Annotated in this window: 19 protein-coding genes, 1 other RNA gene and 1 pseudogene; 16 read left to right on the top strand and 5 right to left on the bottom strand. The window is 69.2% G+C overall.

Going from position 1 to position 23527, the window contains the following annotated elements; all coding sequences use genetic code 11:
- Positions 1 to 160: 160 nt before the first annotated feature.
- A pseudogene (locus tag EV667_RS23265) lies at positions 161 to 802 on the top strand (extensin-like domain-containing protein); the annotation flags it as partial.
- A gap of 693 nt (positions 803 to 1495) precedes the next feature.
- On the opposite strand, the gene dapB reads toward EV667_RS23265, so the two are convergent.
- The 4 genes from dapB to EV667_RS19815 form a co-directional block, all read right to left on the bottom strand.
- Complete coding sequence (dapB, locus tag EV667_RS19830; protein WP_131837083.1) at positions 1496 to 2305, bottom strand: 4-hydroxy-tetrahydrodipicolinate reductase; 810 nt, start codon at positions 2303 to 2305, stop codon at positions 1496 to 1498.
- Positions 2306 to 2415: 110 nt separating this feature from the next.
- An RNA gene (gene rnpB / locus EV667_RS19825) (RNase P RNA component class A) lies at positions 2416 to 2809 on the bottom strand.
- A gap of 129 nt (positions 2810 to 2938) precedes the next feature.
- Entirely contained in the window at positions 2939 to 3457 is a 519-nt protein-coding gene (locus EV667_RS19820; RefSeq protein WP_131837082.1) for a lytic transglycosylase domain-containing protein, read from the bottom strand.
- A gap of 238 nt (positions 3458 to 3695) precedes the next feature.
- The gene (locus EV667_RS19815; protein ID WP_131837081.1) at positions 3696 to 4505 is read right to left on the bottom strand and encodes an N-acetylmuramoyl-L-alanine amidase; all 810 of its coding nucleotides are present in this window, start codon (positions 4503 to 4505) and stop codon (positions 3696 to 3698) included.
- A gap of 288 nt (positions 4506 to 4793) precedes the next feature.
- On the opposite strand from EV667_RS19815, the gene EV667_RS19810 reads away from it, so the two are divergent.
- The 7 genes from EV667_RS19810 to mraY all read left to right on the top strand — a co-directional run bounded on the left by EV667_RS19810 (position 4794) and on the right by mraY (position 12913).
- A complete protein-coding gene (locus EV667_RS19810) occupies positions 4794 to 5273 on the top strand; it encodes a division/cell wall cluster transcriptional repressor MraZ (protein ID WP_131837080.1) in 480 nt (159 codons plus the stop codon).
- On the top strand, positions 5270 to 6307 hold the full coding sequence (gene rsmH, locus EV667_RS19805) for a 16S rRNA (cytosine(1402)-N(4))-methyltransferase RsmH (protein WP_425359048.1): 1038 nt from the start codon (positions 5270 to 5272) through the stop codon (positions 6305 to 6307). The genes EV667_RS19810 and rsmH overlap by 4 nt, the downstream gene beginning before the upstream one ends.
- Positions 6308 to 6316: 9 nt before the next feature.
- Positions 6317 to 6925: a cell division protein FtsL gene (ftsL, locus tag EV667_RS19800; RefSeq protein ID WP_131837079.1), complete on the top strand. Its 609-nt coding sequence runs from the start codon at positions 6317 to 6319 to the stop codon at positions 6923 to 6925.
- Between the two features lie 15 nt (positions 6926 to 6940).
- Entirely contained in the window at positions 6941 to 8746 is a 1806-nt protein-coding gene (locus EV667_RS19795) for a peptidoglycan D,D-transpeptidase FtsI family protein (RefSeq protein WP_131837078.1), read from the top strand.
- Between the two features lie 39 nt (positions 8747 to 8785).
- Positions 8786 to 10273, top strand: a complete 1488-nt coding sequence (locus tag EV667_RS19790) for a UDP-N-acetylmuramoyl-L-alanyl-D-glutamate--2,6-diaminopimelate ligase (protein WP_245516278.1) — start codon at positions 8786 to 8788, stop codon at positions 10271 to 10273.
- 4 nt (positions 10274 to 10277) lie between these two features.
- On the top strand, positions 10278 to 11732 hold the full coding sequence (locus EV667_RS19785; protein WP_131837077.1) for a UDP-N-acetylmuramoylalanyl-D-glutamyl-2,6-diaminopimelate--D-alanyl-D-alanine ligase: 1455 nt from the start codon (positions 10278 to 10280) through the stop codon (positions 11730 to 11732).
- Between the two features lie 95 nt (positions 11733 to 11827).
- Positions 11828 to 12913 (top strand): phospho-N-acetylmuramoyl-pentapeptide-transferase, encoded by a 1086-nt coding sequence (gene mraY / locus EV667_RS19780; protein WP_131837076.1) that lies wholly within the window; start codon positions 11828 to 11830, stop codon positions 12911 to 12913.
- Between the two features lie 30 nt (positions 12914 to 12943).
- On the opposite strand, the gene EV667_RS19775 is transcribed toward mraY, so the two are convergent.
- A complete protein-coding gene (locus EV667_RS19775) occupies positions 12944 to 13843 on the bottom strand; it encodes an MBL fold metallo-hydrolase (RefSeq protein WP_131837075.1) in 900 nt (299 codons plus the stop codon).
- A gap of 132 nt (positions 13844 to 13975) precedes the next feature.
- Here EV667_RS19775 and murD point away from each other — a divergent pair, with 132 nt between their 5' ends.
- From murD to ftsA, 8 genes are all read left to right on the top strand, one after another.
- Complete coding sequence (gene murD / locus EV667_RS19770; RefSeq protein WP_131837074.1) at positions 13976 to 15421, top strand: UDP-N-acetylmuramoyl-L-alanine--D-glutamate ligase; 1446 nt, start codon at positions 13976 to 13978, stop codon at positions 15419 to 15421.
- A 78-nt stretch (positions 15422 to 15499) separates the two neighbouring features.
- Positions 15500 to 16672: a putative lipid II flippase FtsW gene (gene ftsW / locus EV667_RS19765; protein WP_131837073.1), complete on the top strand. Its 1173-nt coding sequence runs from the start codon at positions 15500 to 15502 to the stop codon at positions 16670 to 16672.
- An 8-nt stretch (positions 16673 to 16680) separates the two neighbouring features.
- Positions 16681 to 17793: an undecaprenyldiphospho-muramoylpentapeptide beta-N-acetylglucosaminyltransferase gene (murG, locus tag EV667_RS19760; RefSeq protein WP_245516277.1), complete on the top strand. Its 1113-nt coding sequence runs from the start codon at positions 16681 to 16683 to the stop codon at positions 17791 to 17793.
- Between the two features lie 144 nt (positions 17794 to 17937).
- Positions 17938 to 19347 carry a UDP-N-acetylmuramate--L-alanine ligase gene (murC, locus tag EV667_RS19755; protein ID WP_131837072.1) on the top strand — a complete coding sequence of 470 codons (1410 nt, stop codon included), beginning with the start codon at positions 17938 to 17940 and terminating at the stop codon, positions 19345 to 19347.
- Positions 19344 to 20264, top strand: coding sequence for a UDP-N-acetylmuramate dehydrogenase (gene murB, locus EV667_RS19750; RefSeq protein ID WP_131837071.1), 921 nt, complete (start codon positions 19344 to 19346; stop codon positions 20262 to 20264). The genes murC and murB overlap by 4 nt, the downstream gene beginning before the upstream one ends.
- 35 nt (positions 20265 to 20299) lie before the next feature.
- Positions 20300 to 21220 carry a D-alanine--D-alanine ligase gene (locus tag EV667_RS19745; protein ID WP_131837070.1) on the top strand — a complete coding sequence of 307 codons (921 nt, stop codon included), beginning with the start codon at positions 20300 to 20302 and terminating at the stop codon, positions 21218 to 21220.
- A gap of 62 nt (positions 21221 to 21282) precedes the next feature.
- Positions 21283 to 22200: a cell division protein FtsQ/DivIB gene (locus EV667_RS19740; RefSeq protein WP_245516276.1), complete on the top strand. Its 918-nt coding sequence runs from the start codon at positions 21283 to 21285 to the stop codon at positions 22198 to 22200.
- Positions 22197 to 23519, top strand: coding sequence for a cell division protein FtsA (gene ftsA, locus EV667_RS19735; RefSeq protein ID WP_245261568.1), 1323 nt, complete (start codon positions 22197 to 22199; stop codon positions 23517 to 23519). The genes EV667_RS19740 and ftsA overlap by 4 nt, the downstream gene beginning before the upstream one ends.
- Positions 23520 to 23527 lie beyond the last annotated feature (8 nt).

Below are 23527 nucleotides of genomic sequence, written 5' to 3'. Positions count from 1 at the left end.
GGCGGAGGCGGCGGGGCGGATCGGCCCCGCCCGCCCGACCCTCCCCCCATCCCACCCGAGCCCGCGAAAGGCCCGCCAACCGGCGGGCCTTTTTGCATTTGTGGGGGCCGCAGGCACCGCGCTTAACCGGATGTCAACCAAGTGCGGCTAGCGTCTGCCCATGACGCGCGGCGTATCCTGGTTTTTCGTAGCCCCGCTCGTCCTTCTGGGGCTTGCCGGCTGTAAGTTCGGGCTGCACGAGCAGCGCGAACCCTGGCGCACGGAAGCCGAGGAACGGTGTCTGGCGGAGGGCCGGGTCAAGCCCTCCGCCTACATCGTCCCGGACCGGGCGATCAATGGCGCCGGCACCTGCGGCATGGACCATGCCTTCCGCGTCACCGCCCTTTCCGAGGGAGCCGTCGAGGTCTCCCCGCGCGCCACGCTTGCCTGCCCGATGACCTCGGCCGTCGACCAGTGGGTGACGCAGGACGTTCAGCCTGCTGCTCTGGCCTGGTTCGGCCAGCCGGTGGTGAAGGTGAAGCAGATGTCGTCCTATTCCTGCCGGCGGATGAACGGCGCGAAGACGGGCAAGATCTCCGAGCACGCCTTTGGCAACGGCCTCGACATTGCCGGCTTCGTGCTCGCCGACGGACGCGAGATTTCGGTCAGGAAGGACTGGAAGGGCAGCGCCGATGCGCGCGGCTTCCTGCGCACCGTGCAGGCCGACGCCTGCGAGCGCTTCACCGTGGTGCTGGCGCCGGGCTCCAACGTCTATCACTACGACCATATCCATGTGGACCTGATGCGCCGGGCCTCCGGCAGCTCGACCTGCAAGCCGGCGGCACAGCGCCCGACCCCGCCCAATCTGCCGGTATTCAAGGCGCCGCCGCTCGGTGCGCCGTGGCAGGCCGGGCCGATGTCGTCGGTGCCGGCCGAGAATTATGGGCCGGAAGTCGCCGACCAGGAGGGGTATGACGTCGAACCCGACGCGCCGGCTCCTCTGGCTCCGGCTCCTCGTGCCTCGTCCCGCCCCGCAGCCATGCGGGCGGCGCCAGCCTCCGCCTATCCAAATTCGGCCTATCCCGCCCCCGCCCATCCCGCCGCGCCGGCCTATCCGGCGGCGGGGCGCGCCCCCGCCGGGACGGTGGGGACGCCGATGGTGCTGACCCCGCCGACGGTCGATCCCTACGCCAATGGCGGTTACGCTCCAGATCCCATCCCCGACGCGCCGGCCCGCCTGACCTATCCGGCCCAGACCTATCCGGCGCAAACCTATCCGGCGCAGACCTATCCAGCTCCCGCGCCGGTGGCGCCGCCTTCCACCCCGCCCGCCCGCACGCGGCCGCCCGGTCTCCTGCCACCCGGCAGCATTCCGCTGGCGAAATGGCTGGGGCTCGACACGACGCCGGTGGAGGCGACCGGCAATGTACGTTCCTTCACCACGCAACGGGAGTTCGCCAGCCCGATTCCCGGGCCGGAGGCCGAGACGGGCGCCGACTGAGGCACGGGAAAGGGCTCAGTCGAGCAAGGTGTCGAGGCCGCGCTTCACGCCGACCCAGCCCCGAACCTTGCGGGCGGCGAGCAGCGTGCCGGCGACATAGGGCGCGGCTGAGGAGCCGGCATCGTGGCGGATCGTCAGCCGCTCGTCCGGCGCGCCGAAGATCGCCTCCACCCCCAGCACGAAGGACGGCAGGCGCAGCGCATGCACCCGCACCTCGCGCGGGCCCTCGCCAAAGGCGCCGCCGCGCGTCTGCGGCACGCCGACCACCTCGGAAACGGGACGCGACGTGGCGGGCTGGCGCAGGCCGGCCAGCGCCTCGGCAAGCTCGCGGCCGGTGCCCGAGGGCGCGTCCGGCTTGCCGGCGGAGGCGTAGTCGATGAGTTCGACATCTGCGACATATTTGGCCGCCTCCAGCGTGAACCGCTTGAGCAGGGTGGCGGTGATGGAGAAATTGCCGGCCGCCAGCAGGCCCGTCTCGTGCGCCCGCGCCACCTCGTTGAGTTCGGCATAATCGGCGGCGCCCAGCCCCGAGGTGCCGATGACCACGGCGAGGCCCGCTTCCAGCGCGGCGCGGGCATTGGCCTTCACCACGCCCGGCTTGGTGTAGTCGATCAGCACATCGGCCGGTACGGCAAGCGCCTCCGCCACGCTGGCGAAGACCGGCACGCCGGTGGCGGCGCCGCCGAGCGCGGTGCCCAGATCCGTGCCGGCCTGCGTGCGGGCGACGGCGGCGACCAGTTCAAGGTCCGGAGCGGCGGTGATGGCGGGCGCGAGGGCGCGGCCGACCCAGCCGGTGGCGCCGGCGAGGATGATGCGGATCGCCATGGCGGGCTCCTTGAGTGCTGGCGGGGAGCACAGCAGTAGCAAGCCCGGCGCCCGGCGCCAAATCGCCCCCGGCGCCAAATCGCGCGTGGGGAATACGCGTCGGTAAAATGGGTGCCAGCCGGCCTATAAGCCGGGTTTTGTATGGCGGGATTTCTCCCACGTGACGGCCATTCCTCTGGGACGCCAATTACTTGGCGCCTCAAGCAGTCAACCCGGGTGGCTGTCCGAAGACGGGACCTGAAACGAGGCCATCTCTGGCAGCGCGTCGTGCCACCCCTATACGACTTTGCTCCCGGTGGGGTTTGCCGTGCCGCCTCCGTTGCCGGACGCGCGGTGCGCTCTTACCGCACCGTTTCACCCTTACCGCGGGCGAACCCGTGGCGGTCTGATCTCTGTGGCACTTTCCCTAGGGTCGCCCCCGCCGGACGTTATCCGGCACCGTGTCTCCGTGGAGCCCGGACTTTCCTCGGCATCTTGCGATGACGCGGCCGTCCGGCCGGCTGGCGCGTCAGCACATGCGCGAGCGCGGCGCCCGCGTCAAGGGGGCGGGGCGGGAGAGGGGCGGGCACGCCTGCGGTCCGGGCTACGCAAAACGAACCCGCCCGGCCGAAGGCGCACGCCGGCGGAGTCGGGTTAGTTCGAGGCCATGATGGTGCGGGCCTTGCTGCAATAGCTGCGCGCCGCCGAGGACATGCGCTTGGCGCCATGCCCGCCCTGGTAACGCATTACGGTGCCGCAGGTGTCGCCGCCGGCGAGGCGATAGGCGCCGGCGAGGTAGCGCATGCCCCAGCGGATATTGGTGGCGGGGTCATAGAGCTTGGCGCGGGAGCCCCTGTAGCCGACGCCCCGTGCGGTCTGGTGCTTGATCTGCATCAGCCCGACCTCGCCGGCGCGGCCGGTCACATTGGGCTTCCAGTTGCTCTCGATACGCACCACGGCGCGGGCGAGGGCGACCGGAATGCCATTGGCGCGGGCCTCGCGGTCGACGAGAGCGGTCAGTTTATTCTCGTTGGAGGAAACGTTTATCTCCGAACCGCTACGGGATTCCGGCGTCGGGCGTTCAAAGATGGATTTGGCACTGGCTATATTAGTCGAAGAGGCAATGAAGAGAGCGGCGATAAAGGAAGCAGAGAGGAGATTGGAAACGTTCATTTCGCGGCGAAGGCCTTTTCATCCGATTGCGACGATCGGGAAAAGCCCATAAAATCTGTTACGAATGTGACGTTAAACGTGCGCCTGGGTCGCAATCGAAACGTGTGGAGGCCGCAAGCGAGCGGAAGTACCGTGCAATGTGGCGCCTTCGCAGCGAGGGTGAAGAATAGTTGCGCGCGAGCGACAGCGCACGCAGCATGCTGTCGCGCTGCGCTCAGATTATGTGCACGCCGGAATTTCAGGCTGATTCGGGGGCGCCGGCCGGCCCATCGCCCTCCGCTGCCGGTCGGGCGGCGCAGAGCGAGTAAAGCGTCGCCAGCGTCGAGACATCGGCGATGCCGTCGACCCGGGCGCGGCGGAAATGGCGCTGGAAGGCGCGGACTACCGCCTCGGTGGTCTCGCAAAAGGTCCCGCTCACCGGCACGCCATAGCCATAGAAGGCGAGCATCGCCTGCAGCGCCTCCACAGGCTGGCCGTGCTCGCCGCGCATGAAAAAGCGCCCGTCGCTCGGCGGGACTTCTTCCACCAGATGGCCGACGCCGAAACGGTGCAGCGCCTCCCAGGGGAACTTCTCGCCGGGGTCGTTCTTGCGCATCGGGGCGACGTCGGAGTGGGCGAGCACGCGGTCGGGCGGGATGGGCTGGCGCGAGAGAATGTCCTTGGACAGCGCGATGACCGCCTCGACCTGGATCGCCGGGAAGGGCGGGTAGCCGAAATCATGGCCGGGATTGGCGATCTCGATGCCGATGGAATGGGAATTGATGTCGGTGGCGCCGGCCCAGAAGCTGGCCCCGGCATGCCAGGCACGGCGCGCTTCGGGCACCAGCTGGAGGATGCGGCCATTTTCCAGCACGACATAATGCGCCGAAACCTGCCGCTCGGGCGAGCGCAGCCAGTCGACCGCCTCTTCGCTCGATTCCATGCCCGTATAGTGCAGCAGCAGCATGTCCGGCCGGGGAACGCCGAGGCGCGGGCCATGGTTCGGCGAGGGCAGCACCTGCGCAACCAGCGGCGAGTTGGGCGGAAAAGCGTCGGGCGCGTCGGTCATGACCACGAGCTAAGCCTGCGGCATCGGCGATTCAACAGATTCTTAAGGTTCATGGGGCGTTAATGCCGGATGCCGAGCGCGGCGGAATCACCCCTGTGGAGCGTCCACAGGACGTGGTTTCGCAACGCTCATTACATTGACGCCCATCGTGTCCCATGGTATCCCAGATCATCCCGTTGCAGTACCGCGTAAGCAATGCCGATGGCGCCGTTCCGGCGCCTGTCGTCCGGCGTTGGCTACGTGGTGCGGACCCAGCGGGGCGTGTTTGCGTAGGGGCGTACCGGGCCAATGGAACGTTTCGTATCGACCTATCCGATGCGGCTCGATTCCAAGGGCCGGATGTCGATCCCGGCGCCGTATCGCGCACTTCTCGCGCGGGACGGGTTGGAGCACCTGTACTGCCATCCCGCGCTCGACCTTCCCGCCCTGCAGGCGGGCGGTGCGCGGCTGATGGCGGGGATCGACGCCCTGATCGCGCGCTATCCGCCCTATTCGGAAGCGCGGGAGGAACTGGCGGGCGCGCTCTACGGGGCGATCGAGATGGTGAAACTCGATCCGGAGGGCCGCGTGATGCTTGGCGAAGGGCTGAAAGCCCATGCGCAAATCAAGGACGAGGCCGTGCTTGTCGGCCTCGGGGATTATTTTCGGATCTGGGAGCCCGATCGCTTCCGGGCGCATCTGGCGGAGGCCACCGCGAAAGTGCGCGCGCTGAAGCAGGAGATCGGCTCTCAGGGGGCGACGCGGGATTCCCGCGCCGATGGGGCATGATGGCGGGTCGCGGCGGTTCGGAGACGGACGCTGCCGGCGGACCGGCCCGTCATCTGCCTGTCCTTCTCAACGAAGTCCTCGCCTATCTCGCCCCGCAGCCCGGCGGCGTCTATGTCGACGGAACCTTCGGCGCCGGCGGTTATACGCGCGCCATTCTCGGTGCGGCCGATTGCCGGGTGATCGCCATCGACCGAGACCCCAACGCCATCCGCGACGGGCAGGCGCTGGTCACGGAGTTCGGCGGGCGGCTGACGCTGGTGCCCGAGCGCTTCAGCGCACTGGACGAGGTGGCGCAGGCAGCCGGTGCGCCGCTGGTCGACGGCGTCGTGCTCGATATCGGCGTCTCCTCCATGCAGATCGACGAGGGCGAGCGCGGCTTCTCCTTCCGTCGCGACGGGCCGCTCGACATGCGGATGTCGCAGGACGGGCCTTCCGCCGCCGATCTGGTGGCGAAGCTTTCCGACACCGATCTGGCGAACCTCATCTACCGCTTCGGCGAGGAGCGCCATTCGCGCGCCGTCGCCAAGGCGATCCTTACCGCGCGGGCCGAGGCGCCGATCGAGCGCACGCTGCAACTTGCCGACATCGTCTCGAAGGTGGTGTGGGCGAAGCCGCACGAGCCGCACCCGGCCACCCGCACCTTCCAGGCGCTTCGCATCGCGGTGAATGACGAACTGGGCGAACTCGCCCGTGCCCTCGCCGCCGCCGAGCGTGTGCTAAAGCCCGGCGGGCGGCTGGTGGTCGTGACCTTCCATTCGCTGGAAGACCGCATCGTCAAGAATTTCCTCGCCAACCGCGCCAAGGTCGCCTCCGGCTCGCGCCATCTGCCCGCCGTATCGGGCGCGGCGCCGAGCTTCACGCTGGTGGCGCGCGGCGCGGTCGAGGCGGGCGAGGAGGAGCGCGCCGCCAATTCCCGGGCCCGTTCCGCCAAGCTGCGCGCCGCCGCACGCACCACGGCGCCGGCCCACGCCTATGGCGATCTCGGCTCGCTGCTGCCGCCTCTGCCCGTCCTTGACGCCCACCGCCGCCGCTGAGGTCGAGACATGTTCCGCATCTTCAATGCCGTCTCGGTCATCGCGCTGCTCGCCGCCGCCGGCATCGTCTACCACGTCAAATATTCCTCGGCCTTCGAGGCGCAGGAAATCGCCAAGCTGCGGACGGAAATCCGCGGCGAGCGCGACCGCATCGCCATTCTGCACGCCGAATGGGCGCGCCGCACCGCGCCCGACCGTGTCCAGACGCTGGCGGAAAGGCATCTCGACATGCGCCCGCTCGATGTTGACCACATGGACCGCCTCGCCAGTCTCCCCGCCAAGCCGACTGCGGGCGGCGACGGGCTGAGCGGCATGATCGAGGCGCTGGTGGATGGCCCCTCGCTCACTCCGCCGGCGTCCAAGGTTGCGGCCCCCGAGGCTACAGCACCCAAGCTGGCCAAGCCGGCGCGCAGCACGCCGGTGGCCCGGCTTCCCGACGACGCCCCGCTGCCCGAGCAGCCATTCTCCGCCGAACCGCTGCCGCTTTCGGCCCTGCCGTCGGCCGGTACCATGGGCACGCCGCGCCGCAGCCCCACCGGGCCGCAGGGCGTTCTCGGCGCGCCGCTCAATCCGGCGGCGGGCGTGCCGCTGCTTCCCCCCAGCGATGTCGGCCAGTAATCCCGAGGTGGCACCATGACCAATGTTCCCAAGATGTCTGCCTCCCCGATTGGCCGTCGCCTGCTGCGCTTGCCTCGTCGTCTGCTGCGGCTGCCGAGCTTACTGCTGCGCGGCCTGCTGGCGATCGTGCGCGCGGCCTTCGGGCGTGGCCGGCCGGAGGCCCATGCGGTGGCGCGGGCGCGCATCGTGCTCTGCATGCTGGTGTTCGCCGGGACCTATCTCGCCATTGCCGGCCGCCTCGCCATCCTCGCCTCGGCGCCGGAAGGCGCGGTGGCGCGCCGCATCGTCGCCACCGACGCCGTGGCCTCGGCCCGGCCGGACATTGTCGACCGCAACGGGCTGGTGCTGGCCACCGACGTGAAGTCCGCCTCGCTCTATGGCGAGCCGCGACGGCTGATCGATGTCGACGAGGCGGTGGAGGCGCTCACCGCCGTGCTGCCGGATCTCGACGCCAATGAACTGCGCCAGCGGCTTTCCACCGATCGCGGCTTCATCTGGCTGCGGCGCGACATCACCCCGCAGCAGCAGCGCGAGATTCACAATCTCGGCCTGCCCGGCATCGGCTTCATGACCGAGAACCGGCGCGTCTATCCCGGCGGCACGCTCGGGGCGCATGTGCTCGGATCGACCAATATCGACAATCAGGGCATTGCCGGCATCGAGAAATGGGTCGACACGCGCGGCCTTGCCGACCTGCATCTCGCCGGCTTCGCCTCCGACCGGCAGCAGGAGCCGGTGGAACTGGCGCTCGACCTGCGGGTCCAGCACGTGCTGCGCGACGAACTCTTCGCCGCCAAGGAGAAATTCAAGGCCATCGCCGCCGCCGGCACGGTGGTGGACGTGCGCACCGGCGAGATCGTCGCCATGGCCTCGCTGCCGGATTTCGACGCCAACGACCCGGCCCGCTCGCTCGATCCGAAGAACCTCAACCGCCTGACCACCGGCGTGTTCGAGATGGGCTCGACCTTCAAGGCGCTGACCTTTGCCATGGCGCTGGACAGCGGCCGCTTCACCATCAACTCGACGCTCGATGCGCGCGGGGCGCTGAGCTTCGGCCGCTTCCGCATCAGCGACTACCACGCCGAAAACCGCGTGCTGACGCTGCCGGAGGTGTTCCTGTTCTCGTCCAATATCGGCACGGCGAAGATGGCGCTGTCGCTGGGCGTCGACGCGCACAAAGCGTTCCTCGCCAAGACCGGGCAGCTCGACCGGCTTCGCACCGAACTGCCCGAGAGCGCCATGCCGATCGTGCCCAAGCGCTGGGGCGAGGTGAACACCGCCACCATCGCCTTCGGCCATGGCCTCGCCGTCGCCCCGCTGCAAGCCGTCATGGCGGTGAACGCGCTGGTGAATGGCGGCACCCTCATTCCCCCCACCTTCCTCAAGCGCACCCGCGAAGAAGCGCTGGCCGCCGGCACGCAGGTGATCAGCCCCAAGACCAGCGCCGAGATGCGCTATCTGCTGCGCCTCAACGCCGAGAAGGGGTCCGCCAAGAAGGTCAACGTTGCCGGCTTCTATGCCGGCGGCAAGACCGGCACGGCGGAGAAGGTGATCAACGGGCGCTACTCGAAGACCAAGCTGCTGACGACCTTCACGGGCGTCTTCCCGATGGACAATCCGCAATACCTCGTGCTGGTGATGCTGGACGAGCCGCAGGCAGTCGAGGGCACTTATGGCTACGCCACGGCCGGCTGGAACGCGGCGCCGACGACGGGCAAGATCATCGCCCGCGTCGCGCCCATGCTCGGCATCATGCCGCGCACCGACACGCCGCCGGCCGAAAGCCTGCTCGCCAACACCACGCTGGCGCGCGCGCAGTGATGTGAAAGAGCGCCAGGTGCGGCGCGCAGGACGACGCCAATGCCTGACCGGATGCGACCCACCGTCGACTGCGCCCGCCGCCTCACCCTGAGGGGACTGATCGGCGAGGATGCCGACTATGCCGGCGCCGAGCCGGAGCGTGCCGTCGGCGAGCCCTCGCTCGACAGCCGCAGCGCCCGGGCGGGCGACGTGTTCTTCGCGCTTTCGGGGGCGAAGACCGACGGCCTCGTCCATGCGCGCGACGCCATCGGGCGGGGCGCCGTCGCCGTGGTGGCCGAGGCGGAGCGGCCCGGCTGGCTCGACCCCGCCATCTCCTATGTGCGGGTGGGAAACGCCCGCCGTGCCGTGGCGCTCGCCGCCGCACGGGCGTTCCCGCACCAGCCCGGCACGATCGCCGCTGTTACCGGCACCTCGGGCAAGACGTCGGTCGCAGCTTTCACTCGGCAGATATGGCAGGGCCTCGGTTTCAAGGCCGCCAGCCTCGGCACGCTCGGTGTGGTCGCCCCCTCCGGCGCGGTGTACGGCACGCTGACCACGCCCGACCCGATCGAATTGCACCGCACGCTGCACACGCTGGCGGATGAAGGGGTGACGCATCTGTGCCTGGAAGCGTCCTCGCACGGGCTCGACCAGCACCGCCTCGACGGCGTGCGGCTGAAGGCGGGCGGCTTTACCAATCTCTCGCGCGACCATCTCGACTATCACCCAAGCATGGAAGCCTATCTCGACGCCAAGATGCGGCTGTTCCGCGATCTCGTGCCGCGCGGTGGCGGGGCGGCGGTGTGGGTGGACACGACCGAGGGGAGCCATGTCGCCCAGATGGCTGCCGAGCATGAACTGAACGTGCTCGGCATCGGCGTCGCCGGGGCCGGCATCGCGCTGCTGTCGCGCGCCGATGAGGGGCTCGGCCAGCGTCTGGAGATCGAGGTCGCCCGCGCGCGCTATACGCTCAAGCTGCCGCTGGTCGGTGCTTTCCAGGCCTGCAACGCGCTGGTGGCGGCCGGCCTCGCGATTCTCGCCGGCGCCCCCGCGCGCGAGGTGCTGCCGCAACTGGAGACGCTGGAGGGGGTCCCCGGCCGGCTGGAACTGGTGGGCACGCGGGACGGTGCCGGCGTGTTCGTCGACTATGCCCACAAGCCCGACGCCCTCGCCAATGCCCTTGACGCGCTGCGCCCTTATGCGAGCGGGCGGCTGATCGTCGTCTTCGGCTGCGGCGGCGACCGCGACCGTGGCAAGCGCCCGATCATGGGCGCCATTGCCGCCGCGAAGGCCGACGTGGTGATCGTCACCGACGACAATCCGCGTGGCGAGGACCCCGGGTCCATTCGTGCCGCCATCCTCGCCAGTGCCGCAGGGGCGCGCGAGATCGGCGACCGCGCGGAGGCCATCGCCGCCGCCATCGGCATGGCCGAGGCCGGCGATGTGGTGCTGATCGCCGGCAAGGGTCACGAAACCGGCCAGATTATCGGCGACCGGACGTTGCCATTCTCCGACCGCGACGTCGCGGTCGGGCTTCTCGGGAGATGACCGCATGGGCGCTGGTTCGGCCGCCGCTTCGCCGCTCTGGACCCCGGACGCGCTCGCGCAGGCGACCGGCGGTACGCTGATGGGGGTGCCGGCGCGCGCGATCGGCGGCGTGTCGATCGACACCCGCACGCTCGCCCCCGGTGACGTGTTCTTCGCCATTCGCGGGGAGAACAGCGATGGCCACACCTATGTGGCCAAGGCACAGGAACGCGGCGCAGCGCTAAGCGTCGTCGAGCGCGGGCGGGTGGCCGAGATGCCGGAAGGCGCGGCGCTTCTGGTGGTGGACGACGTGCTCGGCGCCTTGGAGGCGGCCGGCCGTGCGGCCCGCGCCCGTACGCAGGCCCGCATCGTCGGCGTCACCGGCTCGGTCGGCAAGACCACGACCAAGGAAGCACTGGCGCTGGCGCTTGGGGCGGATGGCCCGACCCATGCCTCGGCGGCCTCGTACAATAATCACTGGGGCGTGCCGCTCTCGCTCGCCCGCATGCCGCAGGCCAGCGCGTATGGCGTGTTCGAGCTGGGCATGAACCATCCCGGCGAAATCACCCCGCTGGTCGCCATGGTGCGCCCGCATGTGGCCATCGTCACCACCATCGAGCCGGTCCACATCGCCCAGTTCGACAGCGTCGAGGCCATTGCCGACGCCAAGGCCGAGATCTTCACCGGCGTCGAGCCGGGCGGGGCGGCGGTGCTGAACCGCGACAACCCGCATTTCGAGCGGCTCGCGGCGGCGGCTCGGGCGGCGGGCATCGACACCATCATCGGCTTCGGCGAGGCGGAAGGGGCGCAGGCCCGCCTCGCCAGCGTCAAGCTCAAGCCCGACATGTCGACCGCCATGGCCGACATCATGGGCGAGAGCGTGAGCTTCAAAGTTGGCCTGCCGGGCCGGCACATCGTGCAGAACGCGCTCGCCGTGCTCGCTGCCGCCCAGCTGGCGGGCGCCGATCTGTGCCTGGCGGCGCTGGCGCTCTCCGGGCTCGGCCCGCCGCCGGGGCGCGGCGTGCGGACGGCGCTGGCGGTGAAGGGCGGCGAGGCCCTGCTCATCGACGAAAGCTACAACGCCAATACCGCCTCCATGCGCGCCGCGCTGGCCGTGCTGGGCACCACGCCGGCGAGCGGGCGCGGGCGGCGAATCGCGGTGCTCGGCGACATGCTGGAACTTGGGAGCGCGGGGGAAGCGATGCACCGCGACCTCGCCCCGGCGGCCGCCGGGGCCGATCTCGTCTTCTGCGCCGGCCCGCTGATGCGGGCGCTGTGGGAGGCACTTCCCGAGAGCCGCAGGGGCGCCTGGGCACCCGATTCGGCGGCGCTGCTGCCGCTGCTGGCCGAGCGGCTGCGCGGCGGCGACGTGATCATGGTCAAGGGCTCGAATGGCAGCCGCATGGGGCCGCTGGCGCGTGCTCTCATCGAGCGTTTTCCCGCCGCCCATCTTGCGGAAGCGGCGGAAACATCGGAATGACCCGGGCCGGTCACTTCTTCCCGATTCCGGGCAAGCCCCGCCGCCCGCAGCGGCCCGCCGGCCTGTCGCCCCGCCCACCCGAAGGTTGATCCTCCATGCTGCAATGGCTCGCCGAATTCCAGGGAAGCGTCCCGGCGGTTAACGTCTTCCGCTACATCACCTTCCGCACCGGCGGGGCGATCATCACCGCGCTGCTGTTCGTCTTCATGTTCGGCCCGGCCATCATCGCGCTGCTGCGGCTGAAGCAGGGCAAGGGCCAGCCGATCCGCACCGACGGGCCGCAGTCGCACCTTCTGACCAAGAAGGGCACGCCCACCATGGGCGGGCTGATGATCTTCTCGGGGCTCATGGTGGCGACGCTGCTGTGGGGCAACCTGTCCAACCCCTATGTCTGGGTGGTGCTGTTCGTCACCATCGGCTTCGGGCTGATCGGCTTCTATGACGACTATCTCAAGGTGACGAAGCAGACCCATAACGGCCTGTCCGGCAAGACGCGCCTCGCCATCGAGGCGCTGATCGCCGGCACCGCCGCCGTGGTGATCATGCATGTGGGGCGCGATCCGCTGTCCTCCTCGCTGGCCTTCCCCTTCTTCAAGGACCTGCTGCTCGACCTTGGCTGGTTCTTCGTCATCCTCGGCGCCTTCGTCATCGTCGGCGCCGGCAATGCGGTGAACCTGACCGACGGGCTCGACGGTCTCGCCATCGTCCCGGTCATGGTCGCCGCCGCCAGCTTCGGGATGATCTCCTATCTCTCCGGCAACGTGCTGTTCGCCGATTACCTGCAGATCCACTACGTCGCCGGCGTCGGCGAACTGGCGGTGATCTGCGGGGCGATCATCGGCGCGGGCATCGGCTTCCTGTGGTTCAACGCCCCGCCCGCGCAGATCTTCATGGGCGATACCGGCTCGCTGGCACTGGGCGGCCTGCTCGGCACCATCGCGGTGGCCACCAAGCACGAGATCGTGCTGGCGGTGATCGGCGGGCTGTTCGTGCTGGAGGCGGTGTCGGTGATCGTGCAGGTCGCTTCCTTCAAGCTCACCGGCAAGCGCGTGTTCAAGATGGCGCCGATTCACCACCATTTCGAGCAGAAGGGCTGGACCGAGCCGCAGATCGTCATCCGCTTCTGGATCATCGCCGTCGTGCTGGCGCTGATCGGGCTCTCGACGCTGAAGCTGCGGTGAGGAGGGGCGGCCCGCACCCTCCTTCGCGCCTCACCCCGGCAGCGCCAGCACTTTCTTCACATTGTCGGCGTGGACGGCCTCATAGGGCGCGAAATAGGTGAGGGCGCCGGTGGCGATGTCGCCGGCGATGAAGGTGGACAGGTCCTGGTCGGCCAGCGCCATGTCGATGCGGGTGTGCAGCAGCTTGTTCACATAGCGGATCGTGGCGTCGATCAGCTCGGGACCGTAGCCACCGGCAGCGATCACGTCAGGCGCGCCGTGATTGGGCAGGATGCGCCGATAGCCCCATTCGCGGATTCGCTTCAGTTCCTCCACATGGACCGGCAGGCGCTCGGGCTCGCCGACATAGGTGATCGGCTCTTCCAGCGTGTCGCCGGCCAGCATGAGGCCGAGCTCCGGCAGCAGCAGGATCAGCCCGTCCTGGCTGTGGATCTCCGCCGGCTCCAGCCTCACCGTGAGCCGGCCGACCGTCAATTCGCTCGGGCCGGTGATGATCTTGTTCGGCATGACCAGCGGGAAGATCGGCGGGTCGCCATTTTCCAGCGCCACGCGGTTGGCGGCGAGTGTCCGCTCGGTGCGGTCCAGCGCGACGATCTCGTCGGTGGCGAAGACGGCGTTGCCCGCGACATGGTCGTCGTGCCAATGGCTCAGCACCACGCGGAAGGAGGTGACGCCCGCCTCTTCCAGCGCCCGGCGCATCATCTGCGCGTGGGGAATCGAGATATGGGTGTCGTAGAGCAGCGCCTCGCTGCCATCCACCACCGCATAGACGCAGACGCCGAGCGCATAGGCGCCGTCGTCGAGCCAGTTCGGCGCTGCCGAATGCGCGCGCGCCCCCTCGATCCGGCCGTCATAGAAGGCATAGATGTTGGGATGGGGTCGCAGGACCCGCATCGTCGAGCCGAGGGGAAGCAGAGCGGGGGCGGACATGGCAAGCTCTCAGGCTGGGGGGTCGGAAATGCTGTCGTGTCGAGCGCCGATCATTTCATCGGTCGGCGAAATGCGCTAGCGAGGGGGGCCGCGCAGCCCCTTTCGCGGGTGTCGTTGCCAAGGTTGCTCCCCATGATTCCCGTCTCCTCCCTCAAGGACCGCGCGGTCGCCCTGTTCGGGCTCGGCGGGTCGGGTCTCGCCACTGCGCGGGCGCTGCTCGCTGGAGGTGCCTTGGTCACGGCGTGGGATGATTCGCCCGCCTCGGTGGAAAAGGCGGCGGCGGAGGGCATTGCCACCGGCGACCTCAACACCGCCGACTGGTCGGGCTTTGCCGCGCTGGTGCTGGCGCCGGGGGTGCCGCTTACTCATCCCGAGCCGCACTGGACGGTGCGGAGGGCGCAGGCCGCCGGGGTGGAGGTCATCGGCGACATCGAGCTGTTCTGCCGCGAGCGGCGGCGCGCGGTGCGCCGGCCGGCCTTCGCGGCGATCACCGGCACCAATGGCAAATCGACCACGACCGCGCTGCTCGCCCATCTCCTGAAGGTCGGCGGACGCGATGTGCAGATCGGCGGCAATTTCGGCCCGGCGATTCTCGGCCTCGAACCGCCAAAGGCCGGGCGGGTCTATGTCATCGAGTGCTCGTCTTACCAGATCGACCTCGCGCCGAGCCTCGATCCGGCGGTGGGCATCCTGCTCAACCTGTCGCCCGACCATATCGACCGGCACGGGACGGTGGAACATTACGCGGCGGTGAAGGAGCGCTTGATCGCCGGCGTCGAGGCCGGCGGGACGGCGGTTGTCGGGGTCGATGACGATTTCTCGCGCGCCATCGCCGAGCGGGCGGAGGCGACGGGCAAGCGGGTCGTAAGGCTTTCCGTCCAGCAGAAGCTGGCGGACGGCGTTTTTCTCGATGGCACCGACATCGTCGAGAGCGAGGCGGGGGAGCGTAAATTCTCCTTTTCGCTCAAGGGTATCGGCTCGTTGCGCGGCGCCCATAACGCGCAGAACGCCGCTGCCGCCTATGCGGGCGCCCGTGCGCTGGGCCTCGCGCCCGAGGTGATCGCGGCCGGCATGGCGAGCTTTCCGGGTCTCGCGCACCGGATGGAGCAGGTGCGGACCCTCGGCAACGTGTTGTTCGTCAACGATTCCAAGGCGACCAACGCGGATGCGGCGGAGCGGGCGCTGACCTCTTTCGAGGACATTTACTGGATCGCCGGCGGCAAGCCCAAGGAGGGCGGCATCGCGCCCCTGCGGCCGTATTTCTCAAGGGTACGAAAGGCTTACCTGATCGGCGTGGCGGCACAGGAATTCGCCGCTACGCTGGGCGATGACGTGCCGCATGAGATCTGCGGCACGCTCGACGTGGCGGTCGCCCGGGCTGCAGAAGACGCTGCAGACGACGCTGCAAAAGCCACTGCAGACGCTGCTGCAACGTCCAAGCTGCAAGCTGCCGTCACCAAGCTGCAACCGGCCGTCGTGCTGCTGTCTCCCGCCTGCGCCAGTTTCGACCAGTACCGCAATTTCGAGGTGCGGGGCGACGCCTTCCGCGCGCTCGTCAATGCGCTGCGCGATGTCTGAGCACGCGCGTCGGCATTAAGCGCCCGTCAACCTTAACCGTCCGATACTCCGGCCAACCTGTTTCCCGGAGTGGCGTACATGATCTCGCGTGCCGAAAGGACGGTCGTCGGCGAATGGTGGTGGACCATCGACCGGCTGCTGCTCGGCGCTCTTGCCGCCTTGATGATCATCGGCATCGTGCTGGCGCTGGCGGCGAGCCCGCCGGTGGCGGCGCGCATCGGCATTCCCGACCCGTTCCACTTCGTGAACCGGCAGGTGATGTTCCTGGTGCCGGCGCTCATCATCCTGATCGCCACCTCGTTCCTGTCGCCACGCAACATCCGGCGCATCGCGCTGGTGCTGTTCCTGTTCTTCCTCGCCCTGGTCTGCGCCACGCTGGTGGTGGGGCCGGAGGTGAAGGGCGCGCGGCGCTGGCTCAACATCGCCAGCATCACGGTGCAGCCTTCGGAATTCCTCAAGCCCAGCTTCGTCATCATCGCCGCCTGGCTGTTCTCCGAGAGCGTGCGGCGGCCGGAAATGCCGGGCCAGTTCCTCGCCATCGGCCTTCTCGGCATGGTGGTGACGCCGCTGGTGATGCAGCCGGATTTCGGCCAGACCATGCTGGTCTCGCTGGTGTGGGGCAGCCTGTTCTTCCTGGCCGGGCTGCGCATCGTCTGGGTGGTGGGCCTCGCCGGTGTCGGCGCGTCGGGCCTGTTCATCGCCTACAAGATGGTGCCGCACGTCACCCAGCGCATCGACCGCTTCATGAACCCGGATTCCGGTGACACCTACCAGATCGACCTGTCGATCAACTCCTTCCTCAATGGCGGCTGGCTGGGGCAGGGGCCGGGCGAGGGCAGCTTCAAGAACGTGCTGCCGGACGGCCACACCGATTTCATCTTCGCGGTGGCGGGCGAGGAATTCGGCGCCGTGCTGTGCCTGATGATCGCCGGCCTGTTCGCCTTCATCGTGCTACGGGCGCTTTCCCGGGCGCTGAACGACGAGGACCCCTTCGTGCGCTTCGCCACGGCAGGCCTCGCCATGCTGTTCGGGCTCCAGTCCTGCATCAACATGATGGTGAACCTGCACATGATGCCGGCCAAGGGCATGACGCTGCCTTTCGTCTCCTATGGCGGCTCCTCGCTGATCTCGCTGGCCTATGGCATGGGCATGCTGCTGGCGCTCACCCGGCGGCGGCCGCGCACCGCGACGCTGGCGGAGCTGGAGCGGCTCGGCACACGGCTCGGCGCGCCGATGCCGCGCCCGGCGTGAGGTCCGCCATGGAAAACGCGGCCCGTCCGCTCGTCATGCTCGCCGCCGGGGGCACCGGCGGTCATCTCTTCCCCGCCGAGGCGCTGGCCGGCGTGCTGGCCGCGCGGGGCGTGGATGTCGACCTTGTCACCGATTCGCGCGCCGCCCGCTATGCCGGGCATTTCCCGGCGCGACGGCTGCATGTGCTGCCGGCCGAGACGGTGCGCGGGCGCTCGCCGGTGGCGCTGGCGCGCACCGCGCTCACGCTCGGGCTGGGCTTCGTCAAGGGCTTCCGGCTGATGCGGGCGATGAGGCCGTCCATCGTCGTCGGCTTTGGCGGCTATCCCACTTTGCCGCCGATCCTTGCCGCGCACTATGCCGGGTTTCCGACGCTGATCCATGAGGCCAATGCGGTGATGGGGCGGGCCAACACGCTGCTCGCCGCCCGCGTCACCGCCATCGCGTCCGGCTATCCCGATATCTGCGCCGCAAAGCCAAACCTCGCCGCCAAGGCGCACCACACCGGCAACCCGGTGCGCCCCGCGGTGATCGCCGCCGCCGAAGTCCCCTTCGCGCCGCTCACGCCGGGCGGGCCGATCGACCTGCTCGTGACCGGCGGCAGCCAGGGCGCGCGGGTGATGAGCGAAGTGGTGCCGAACGGCATCGAGGCCCTCGATGCCGCCCTGCGCACACGGCTGCGGCTCGTGCAGCAGGCGCGGCCGGAGGACATCGAGGCCGTGCGCGCCACCTATGCCCGCCTCGGCGTGCAGGCGGAAATCGAACCCTTCTTCGCCGACCTCCCCGCCCGCATCGCGCGGGCGCATCTCGTCATCTCCCGCTCGGGGGCGATGACGGTGGCGGAACTTGGCGTGATCGGCCGGCCGTCCATCCTCGTGCCGCTGCCCGGCGCGCTCGACCAGGACCAGCTTGCCAACGCCACCGCGCTCGCCAATGGCGGCGGGGCGGTGGTGATGCCGCAGAGCCATTTCACCCCCGACAGCTTCGCCACGGCCCTCGCCCGCCTTGCCGGCGAGCCCGGACGGCTGGAGGCGATGGCGACTGCGGCCCGCGCCATGGGCCGGGCGGATGCCGCCGAGCGCCTCGCCGCGCTCGTCCTCGACCTCGGCAAGATCCATGTCTAGGAATGCGGGCGCCGCCAGCCTGCGTTTTCACCCGACCAAAGGCCCGGTGACGGGGGCGGCCCGCTCGTCTATTCCTGCGCGCCCGGATATTCCTGCGCGCCCGGACGTCACGCCCGCGCCGCGCCGGCGCGGAAGGAAGATCGCATGAAGCTCCCGCTCTCTCTCGGCCCCATCCATTTTGTCGGCATTGGCGGCATCGGCATGAGCGGCATCGCCGAGGTGCTGCACAATCTCGGCTACACGGTGCAGGGCTCCGACGTTGCCGAGAGCGCCAATGTGAAGCGCCTCGCCGAGAAGGGCATCAAGGTGCTGATCGGCCATGCGGCGGAGAACATCGACGGCGCCGAGGTGCTGGTGGTCTCCACCGCCATCCGCCGCGACAATCCCGAGCTGGTCGCCGCCCGCGCCAAACGCCTTCCTGTCGTGCGCCGGGCGGAGATGCTGGCCGAGCTGATGCGGCTGAAAAGCTGCGTCGCCATCGCCGGCACCCACGGCAAGACCACCACCACCTCCATGGTCGCCACCCTGCTCGACGCCGGCGGCTTCGACCCCACCGTCATCAATGGCGGCATCATCAACGCCTATGGCACCAATGCGCGGCTCGGCGATGGCGAATGGATGGTGGTGGAGGCGGACGAGAGCGACGGCACCTTCCTCAAGCTGCCGGTTGAGGTCGCCATCGTCACCAATATCGACCCCGAGCATCTCGACCACTTCAAGACCTTCGAGGCGGTGCAGGCGGCCTTCCGCAGCTTCATCGACAATCTGCCCTTCTACGGCTTCGCGGTGATGTGCACCGATCATCCCGTGGTGCAGGCGCTGGTGGGCCATGTCGAGGACCGGCGGGTCATCACCTATGGGGAGAACCCGCAGGCGGATGTGCGCATCGTCGATGTCGATTTGCGCGGCGGGGTGTGCCGCTTCGCCGTGCTGTTCCGCGACCGTCTGGGTACGGTGGTGCACGAATTGCGCGATCTCGTGCTGCCGATGCCCGGCAACCACAACGCGCTGAACGCCACCGCCGCCATCGCGGTGGCGCATGAGCTGGGCGCCAGCGACGAGCAGATCCGCAGCGCGCTGGCGGGCTTTGGCGGCGTGAAGCGGCGCTTCACCCGCACCGGCGAGGTCGACGGCGTCAGCATCTTCGACGATTACGGCCATCACCCGGTGGAGATTTCCGCCGTGCTGCGCGCCGCCCGCGCCTCCACCGAGGGGCAGGTGATCGCGATCGTCCAGCCGCACCGCTATTCGCGGCTGCAATCGCTGTTCGACCAGTTCGCCACCTGCTTCAACGACGCCGACCATGTGATCGTCGCCGATGTCTATGCGGCCGGCGAGGCGCCCATTCCCGGCATCGACCGCGACCATCTGGTCGAGGCGCTGCGCGCACGCGGCCACCGCTCGGTGATGGCGCTGCCGGGGCCGGAAGCGCTGGCCGGGCTGGTGAAGGGGCTGATGAAGCCGGGCGACTATGTCGTGTGCCTGGGCGCCGGCAACATCACCCAATGGGCCTACGCGCTGCCGGGGCAACTTGGCGGGGAGCCGCTCGCGTGACCTTTCCCGACCTCACGCCCGAACTTTCCGCCCGGATGCCCGATCTGCGCGGGCGGCTGATCGCCAACCAGCCGCTGGCCGAGCTGACGTGGTTCCGCGTCGGCGGGCCGGCGCAGGTGCTGTTCACCCCGGCCGACGAGGACGACCTCGCCGCTTTCCTCGCCCACCTGCCGGCGCAAATCCCGGTGACGGTGATCGGGCTCGGCTCCAACCTCATCGTGCGCGATGGCGGCGTGCCGGGCGTCGTGATTCGGCTCGGGCGCGGCTTCAGCGAGATCGTGGTGGAGGAGGGGCACCGGCTGCGCGTCGGCACGGCGGTGCCGGACGTGAAGCTCGCCCGCGCGGCGGCGGAGGCCGGCATTGCCGGGCTCGCCTTCTATCGCGGCATCCCCGGCGGCATTGGCGGGGCGCTGCGGATGAATGCCGGGGCGCATGGCGGGGAGACCTGCAACCCGCTCGTCGAGGCGCGCGGTGTCGATCGGGCGGGGCAGGTGCGCACCTTCTCCAACGCCGATTTCGGCTTCAGCTACCGGCATTCGCAGGCCCCGGCCGACATCATCTTCACCCGCGCGCTGTTTCAGGGGCGGCCGGGCGAGACGGCGGCCATCGTCGCCGAGATGGACCGAATCACCGCGGCGCGCGAGGCCACCCAGCCGATTCGCGAGAAGACCGGCGGCTCGACCTTCAAGAACCCGCCGGACGGCAAGGCCTGGCAACTGATCGACGCGGCCGGCTGCCGGGGGCTGACCCGTGGGGGCGCGCAGATGTCGACCCTGCACTGCAATTTCCTGATCAATACCGGCGGCGCTACCGCCGCCGACATAGAGGGGCTCGGCGAGGAGGTTCGCCGGCGCGTGAAGGACCAGTCCGGCGTCGAGCTGGAATGGGAGATCAGGCGTATCGGCCTTCCCGGCTGAACGATGCGGCCTTGCGTGCCGCCGAGGAGAGTTTCATGGGCAAGCATGTCGCCGTCCTGATGGGCGGCTGGTCGCCGGAGCGGCAGGTGTCGCTGTGGTCGGGCGAAGCGTGCGCGAAAGCGGCGGAAAGCGTCGGCTACCGCGTCACCCGCGTCGATGTGGGGCGCGATATCGCGCAGGTTCTCAGCGCGCTCCAGCCCGACGTGGCACTGAACGTGCTGCACGGCCGGCCGGGCGAGGACGGCACGATCCAGGGCATTCTGGAGGTGCTGCGCATTCCCTACACCCATTCCGGCGTGCTGGCCTCGGCGCTGGCGATGGACAAGACGCAGGCCAAGATCATCCTCGCCGCCCATGGCGTGCCCGTGCCGGAGGGCCGCCTGGTAACGCGGGCCGAGGCGGCGCGCGAACACGTGCTGCCGCGCCCCTACGTGCTCAAGCCCAATACCGGGGGCTCCTCCGTGGGGGTGTTCATCGTCCGCGAGGACCAGGAGCACCCGCCGCAGGAACTGAATCGCACCGATTGGGGATTCGGCGAGGACCTGCTGGCGGAGCGGTATATCCCCGGTCTGGAGCTGACCTGCGCCGTTATGGGCGATCACGCGCTCGGCGTTATCGAAATCCAGTCCGACCTAAAGTTCTATGATTACGAGGCAAAATACGCCCCGGGCGGTTCTCGCCACATTCTCCCGGCCCAAATTTTACCGATTGTTTACCAAAAGGCGCGGATGTTAGCGGTCAGGGCGCATCGCGCGCTCGGCTGTCGGGGCATCAGCAGGACGGACTTCCGCTACGACGACCAGACCGGGGACGAATCCGGTCTTGTCTGTCTGGAGGTCAATACGCAGCCCGGAATGACCGAGACGTCGCTTGTGCCCGAATTGGCAGCCCATGAGGGCCATTCGTTCGGTGAGTTAATACGATGGATGGTGGAGGACGCTTCGCTCGATCGCTGACCCCGCGGCAGACGCCTGCGGGCAAGCGGACCGGCGCGGCCACCGGCGATTCGACCCGAAGCGTGCGTGCCCGCCTGCCGGCGCGTTCGGCGCCGGTGTCCGAGCGCACCCGTTTTCTCGACCGCACCATCATCGGCGGCCGGCGCCTGCTGGTCGGCCTGTGCACCTCGCGCGCCGTGTTCACCGGCGCCGGGGCCTGGCTCACGGCGGCGCTGTTCGTCGCCACCGGGCTTTACGGCATGGAGCGCGGCGGCCACATGCCGGCGGCGATCGAGACCGCCCGCGACATGGGCGATGCCGCCGCCAACCTCGCCGGGCTCAGGATCGCCAGCGTCAATCTTTCCGGCCAGAATCACGTCACCCCCGGCGACATCCTCGCCACGGCTGGGGTGAAGCCGACCTCCTCGCTGCTGTTCCTCGATGCCGAGGGCGCGCGCATGCGCCTTGAAGAGCTGGCGTGGATCAAGCGCGCCACGGTGCAGAAGCTCTATCCCGACCGCCTCGACATCCAGATCGTCGAGCGCGAGGGCTTCGCGCTCTGGCAGAAGGACGGCCGGATCAACGTCATCGCCCGCGACGGCACGGTGATCGCGCCCTATTCCGACGATGCGCGCTATATCCGCCTTCCCATCGTGGTCGGCGACGGCGCCCAGACCAGCGTCGTCGAGATCGTCGAGGCGCTGAGCCTGGTGCCCGGCGTGCGCGACCAGGTGCGTGCCGCCATCCGTGTCGCCGACCGCCGCTGGACGCTGAAGATGCGCAACGGCGTCGATGTGCGCCTGCCGGAGCAGGGGCTGAACGACGCGCTCGAACAGCTCGCTCTGCTCGACCAGCAGAAGTCGCTGCTCTCGCGCGACATCACGATTGTCGACCTGCGTCTTCCCGACCGGGTCTCGGTCCGTCTTTCCGATGCGGCCTATGCCGCCCGCGAGGCCGAGCTGAAAGCCAAGGCCAAGGCCAAGAAGGGCAGCAGCTCATGAGACCGCGCGCGCCCTTCGAGATCGCCCCGAAAATGCGGCCGCTGCCGCCGCGCCGCACCGGCGTGGTCGGCGTGCTGGAAGTCGGCACGTCCAAGATCGTGTGCATGATCGCCCGGCTGAAGCCGCGCGAGGCGACGTCGAGCCTGCGCCGGCGCACCCATTCGGTGGATGTGCTCGGCATCGGCCACACCAGCGCCCATGGCATCAAGGGCGGCACCGTCATCGACATGGAGCGCGCCGAGCACGCGATTCGCCGCGCGGTGGATGCGGCCGAGCGCATGGCCGGCGCGCAGATCGCCTCCGTCATCGTCTCGCTGGCGGGCGGCCGGCTCGCCTCCGAACATTTCAACGCCGAGGTCGACCTGCCGGAGCCGGCGGTGGCCGAGGGCGATATCCGCCGCGTGCTCGACGCCGCCTCCACCTTCGCCGTCGGCGAGGGGCGCACCATCCTGCACGCTTTGCCGGTCGGCTACGCGCTCGACGGCGCGGGCGGCATCGGCGAACCGCGCGGCATGCTGGGACGCCGGCTCGGCGTCGATCTCCACGTCGTCACCGCCGAGGCGGCCGCCGTGCGCAACCTGCTGCTGTGCATCGAGCGCTGCCATCTCGGCGTCGAAGCGATGGTGGCCGCCCCCTATGCGGCGGCGCTGTCCACGCTGGCCGACGACGAATCGGAACTCGGCGTGACGCTGATCGATTTCGGCGCCGGCACCACCACGGTGGCGGTGGTGGAGAACGGCCATTGCGTGCATGTCGACGGCATCGCCATCGGCGGCCAGCACGTGACCAACGACGTGGCGCGCGGGCTCTCCACCCGCCTTGCCGATGCCGAGCGGCTGAAGAGCCTGCATGGCGGGGTTATGGCGATGGGCGCCGACGAGCGCGAAATGCTCACCGTGCCGAGCATTTCCGACGACCATGACCTTCCCCGCGCCATTCCCAAGGCGCGGCTGGTGCGGATCGTTCGCCCGCGTGTCGAGGAAATCGTCGAACTGGTGCGCGACCGTCTTCACGCCTCCGGCCACGCGGCGGGAGCGGGCCGGCGCATCGTTCTCACCGGCGGCGCCGCGCAACTCACTGGCCTTGCGGAGCTTGTCGGTAACATACTGGGACCACAGGTGCGAATCGGTCGCCCGCTCGGAATTTCAAAGCTGCCCGAGGCGACGCGCGGCGCGCCCTTTGCCGTCGCCACCGGGCTTCTCGTCTATCCGCAGGTCGCGGGACTCGAACATTTCGAGGCCCGCCGCCGCCGCCTCTCGCAGGGCGACGGCTCCGGCTATTTTTCGCGCGTCGGTCACTGGCTGAGGGAGGCCTTCTGACGTGCTCC

Source organism: Ancylobacter aquaticus, from assembly GCF_004339465.1.
Classification (GTDB): Bacteria; Pseudomonadota; Alphaproteobacteria; order Rhizobiales; family Xanthobacteraceae; genus Ancylobacter; species Ancylobacter aquaticus.
Note: the sequence above shows the minus strand (reverse complement) of the source record. Positions and strands in the feature narration are given on the sequence as shown.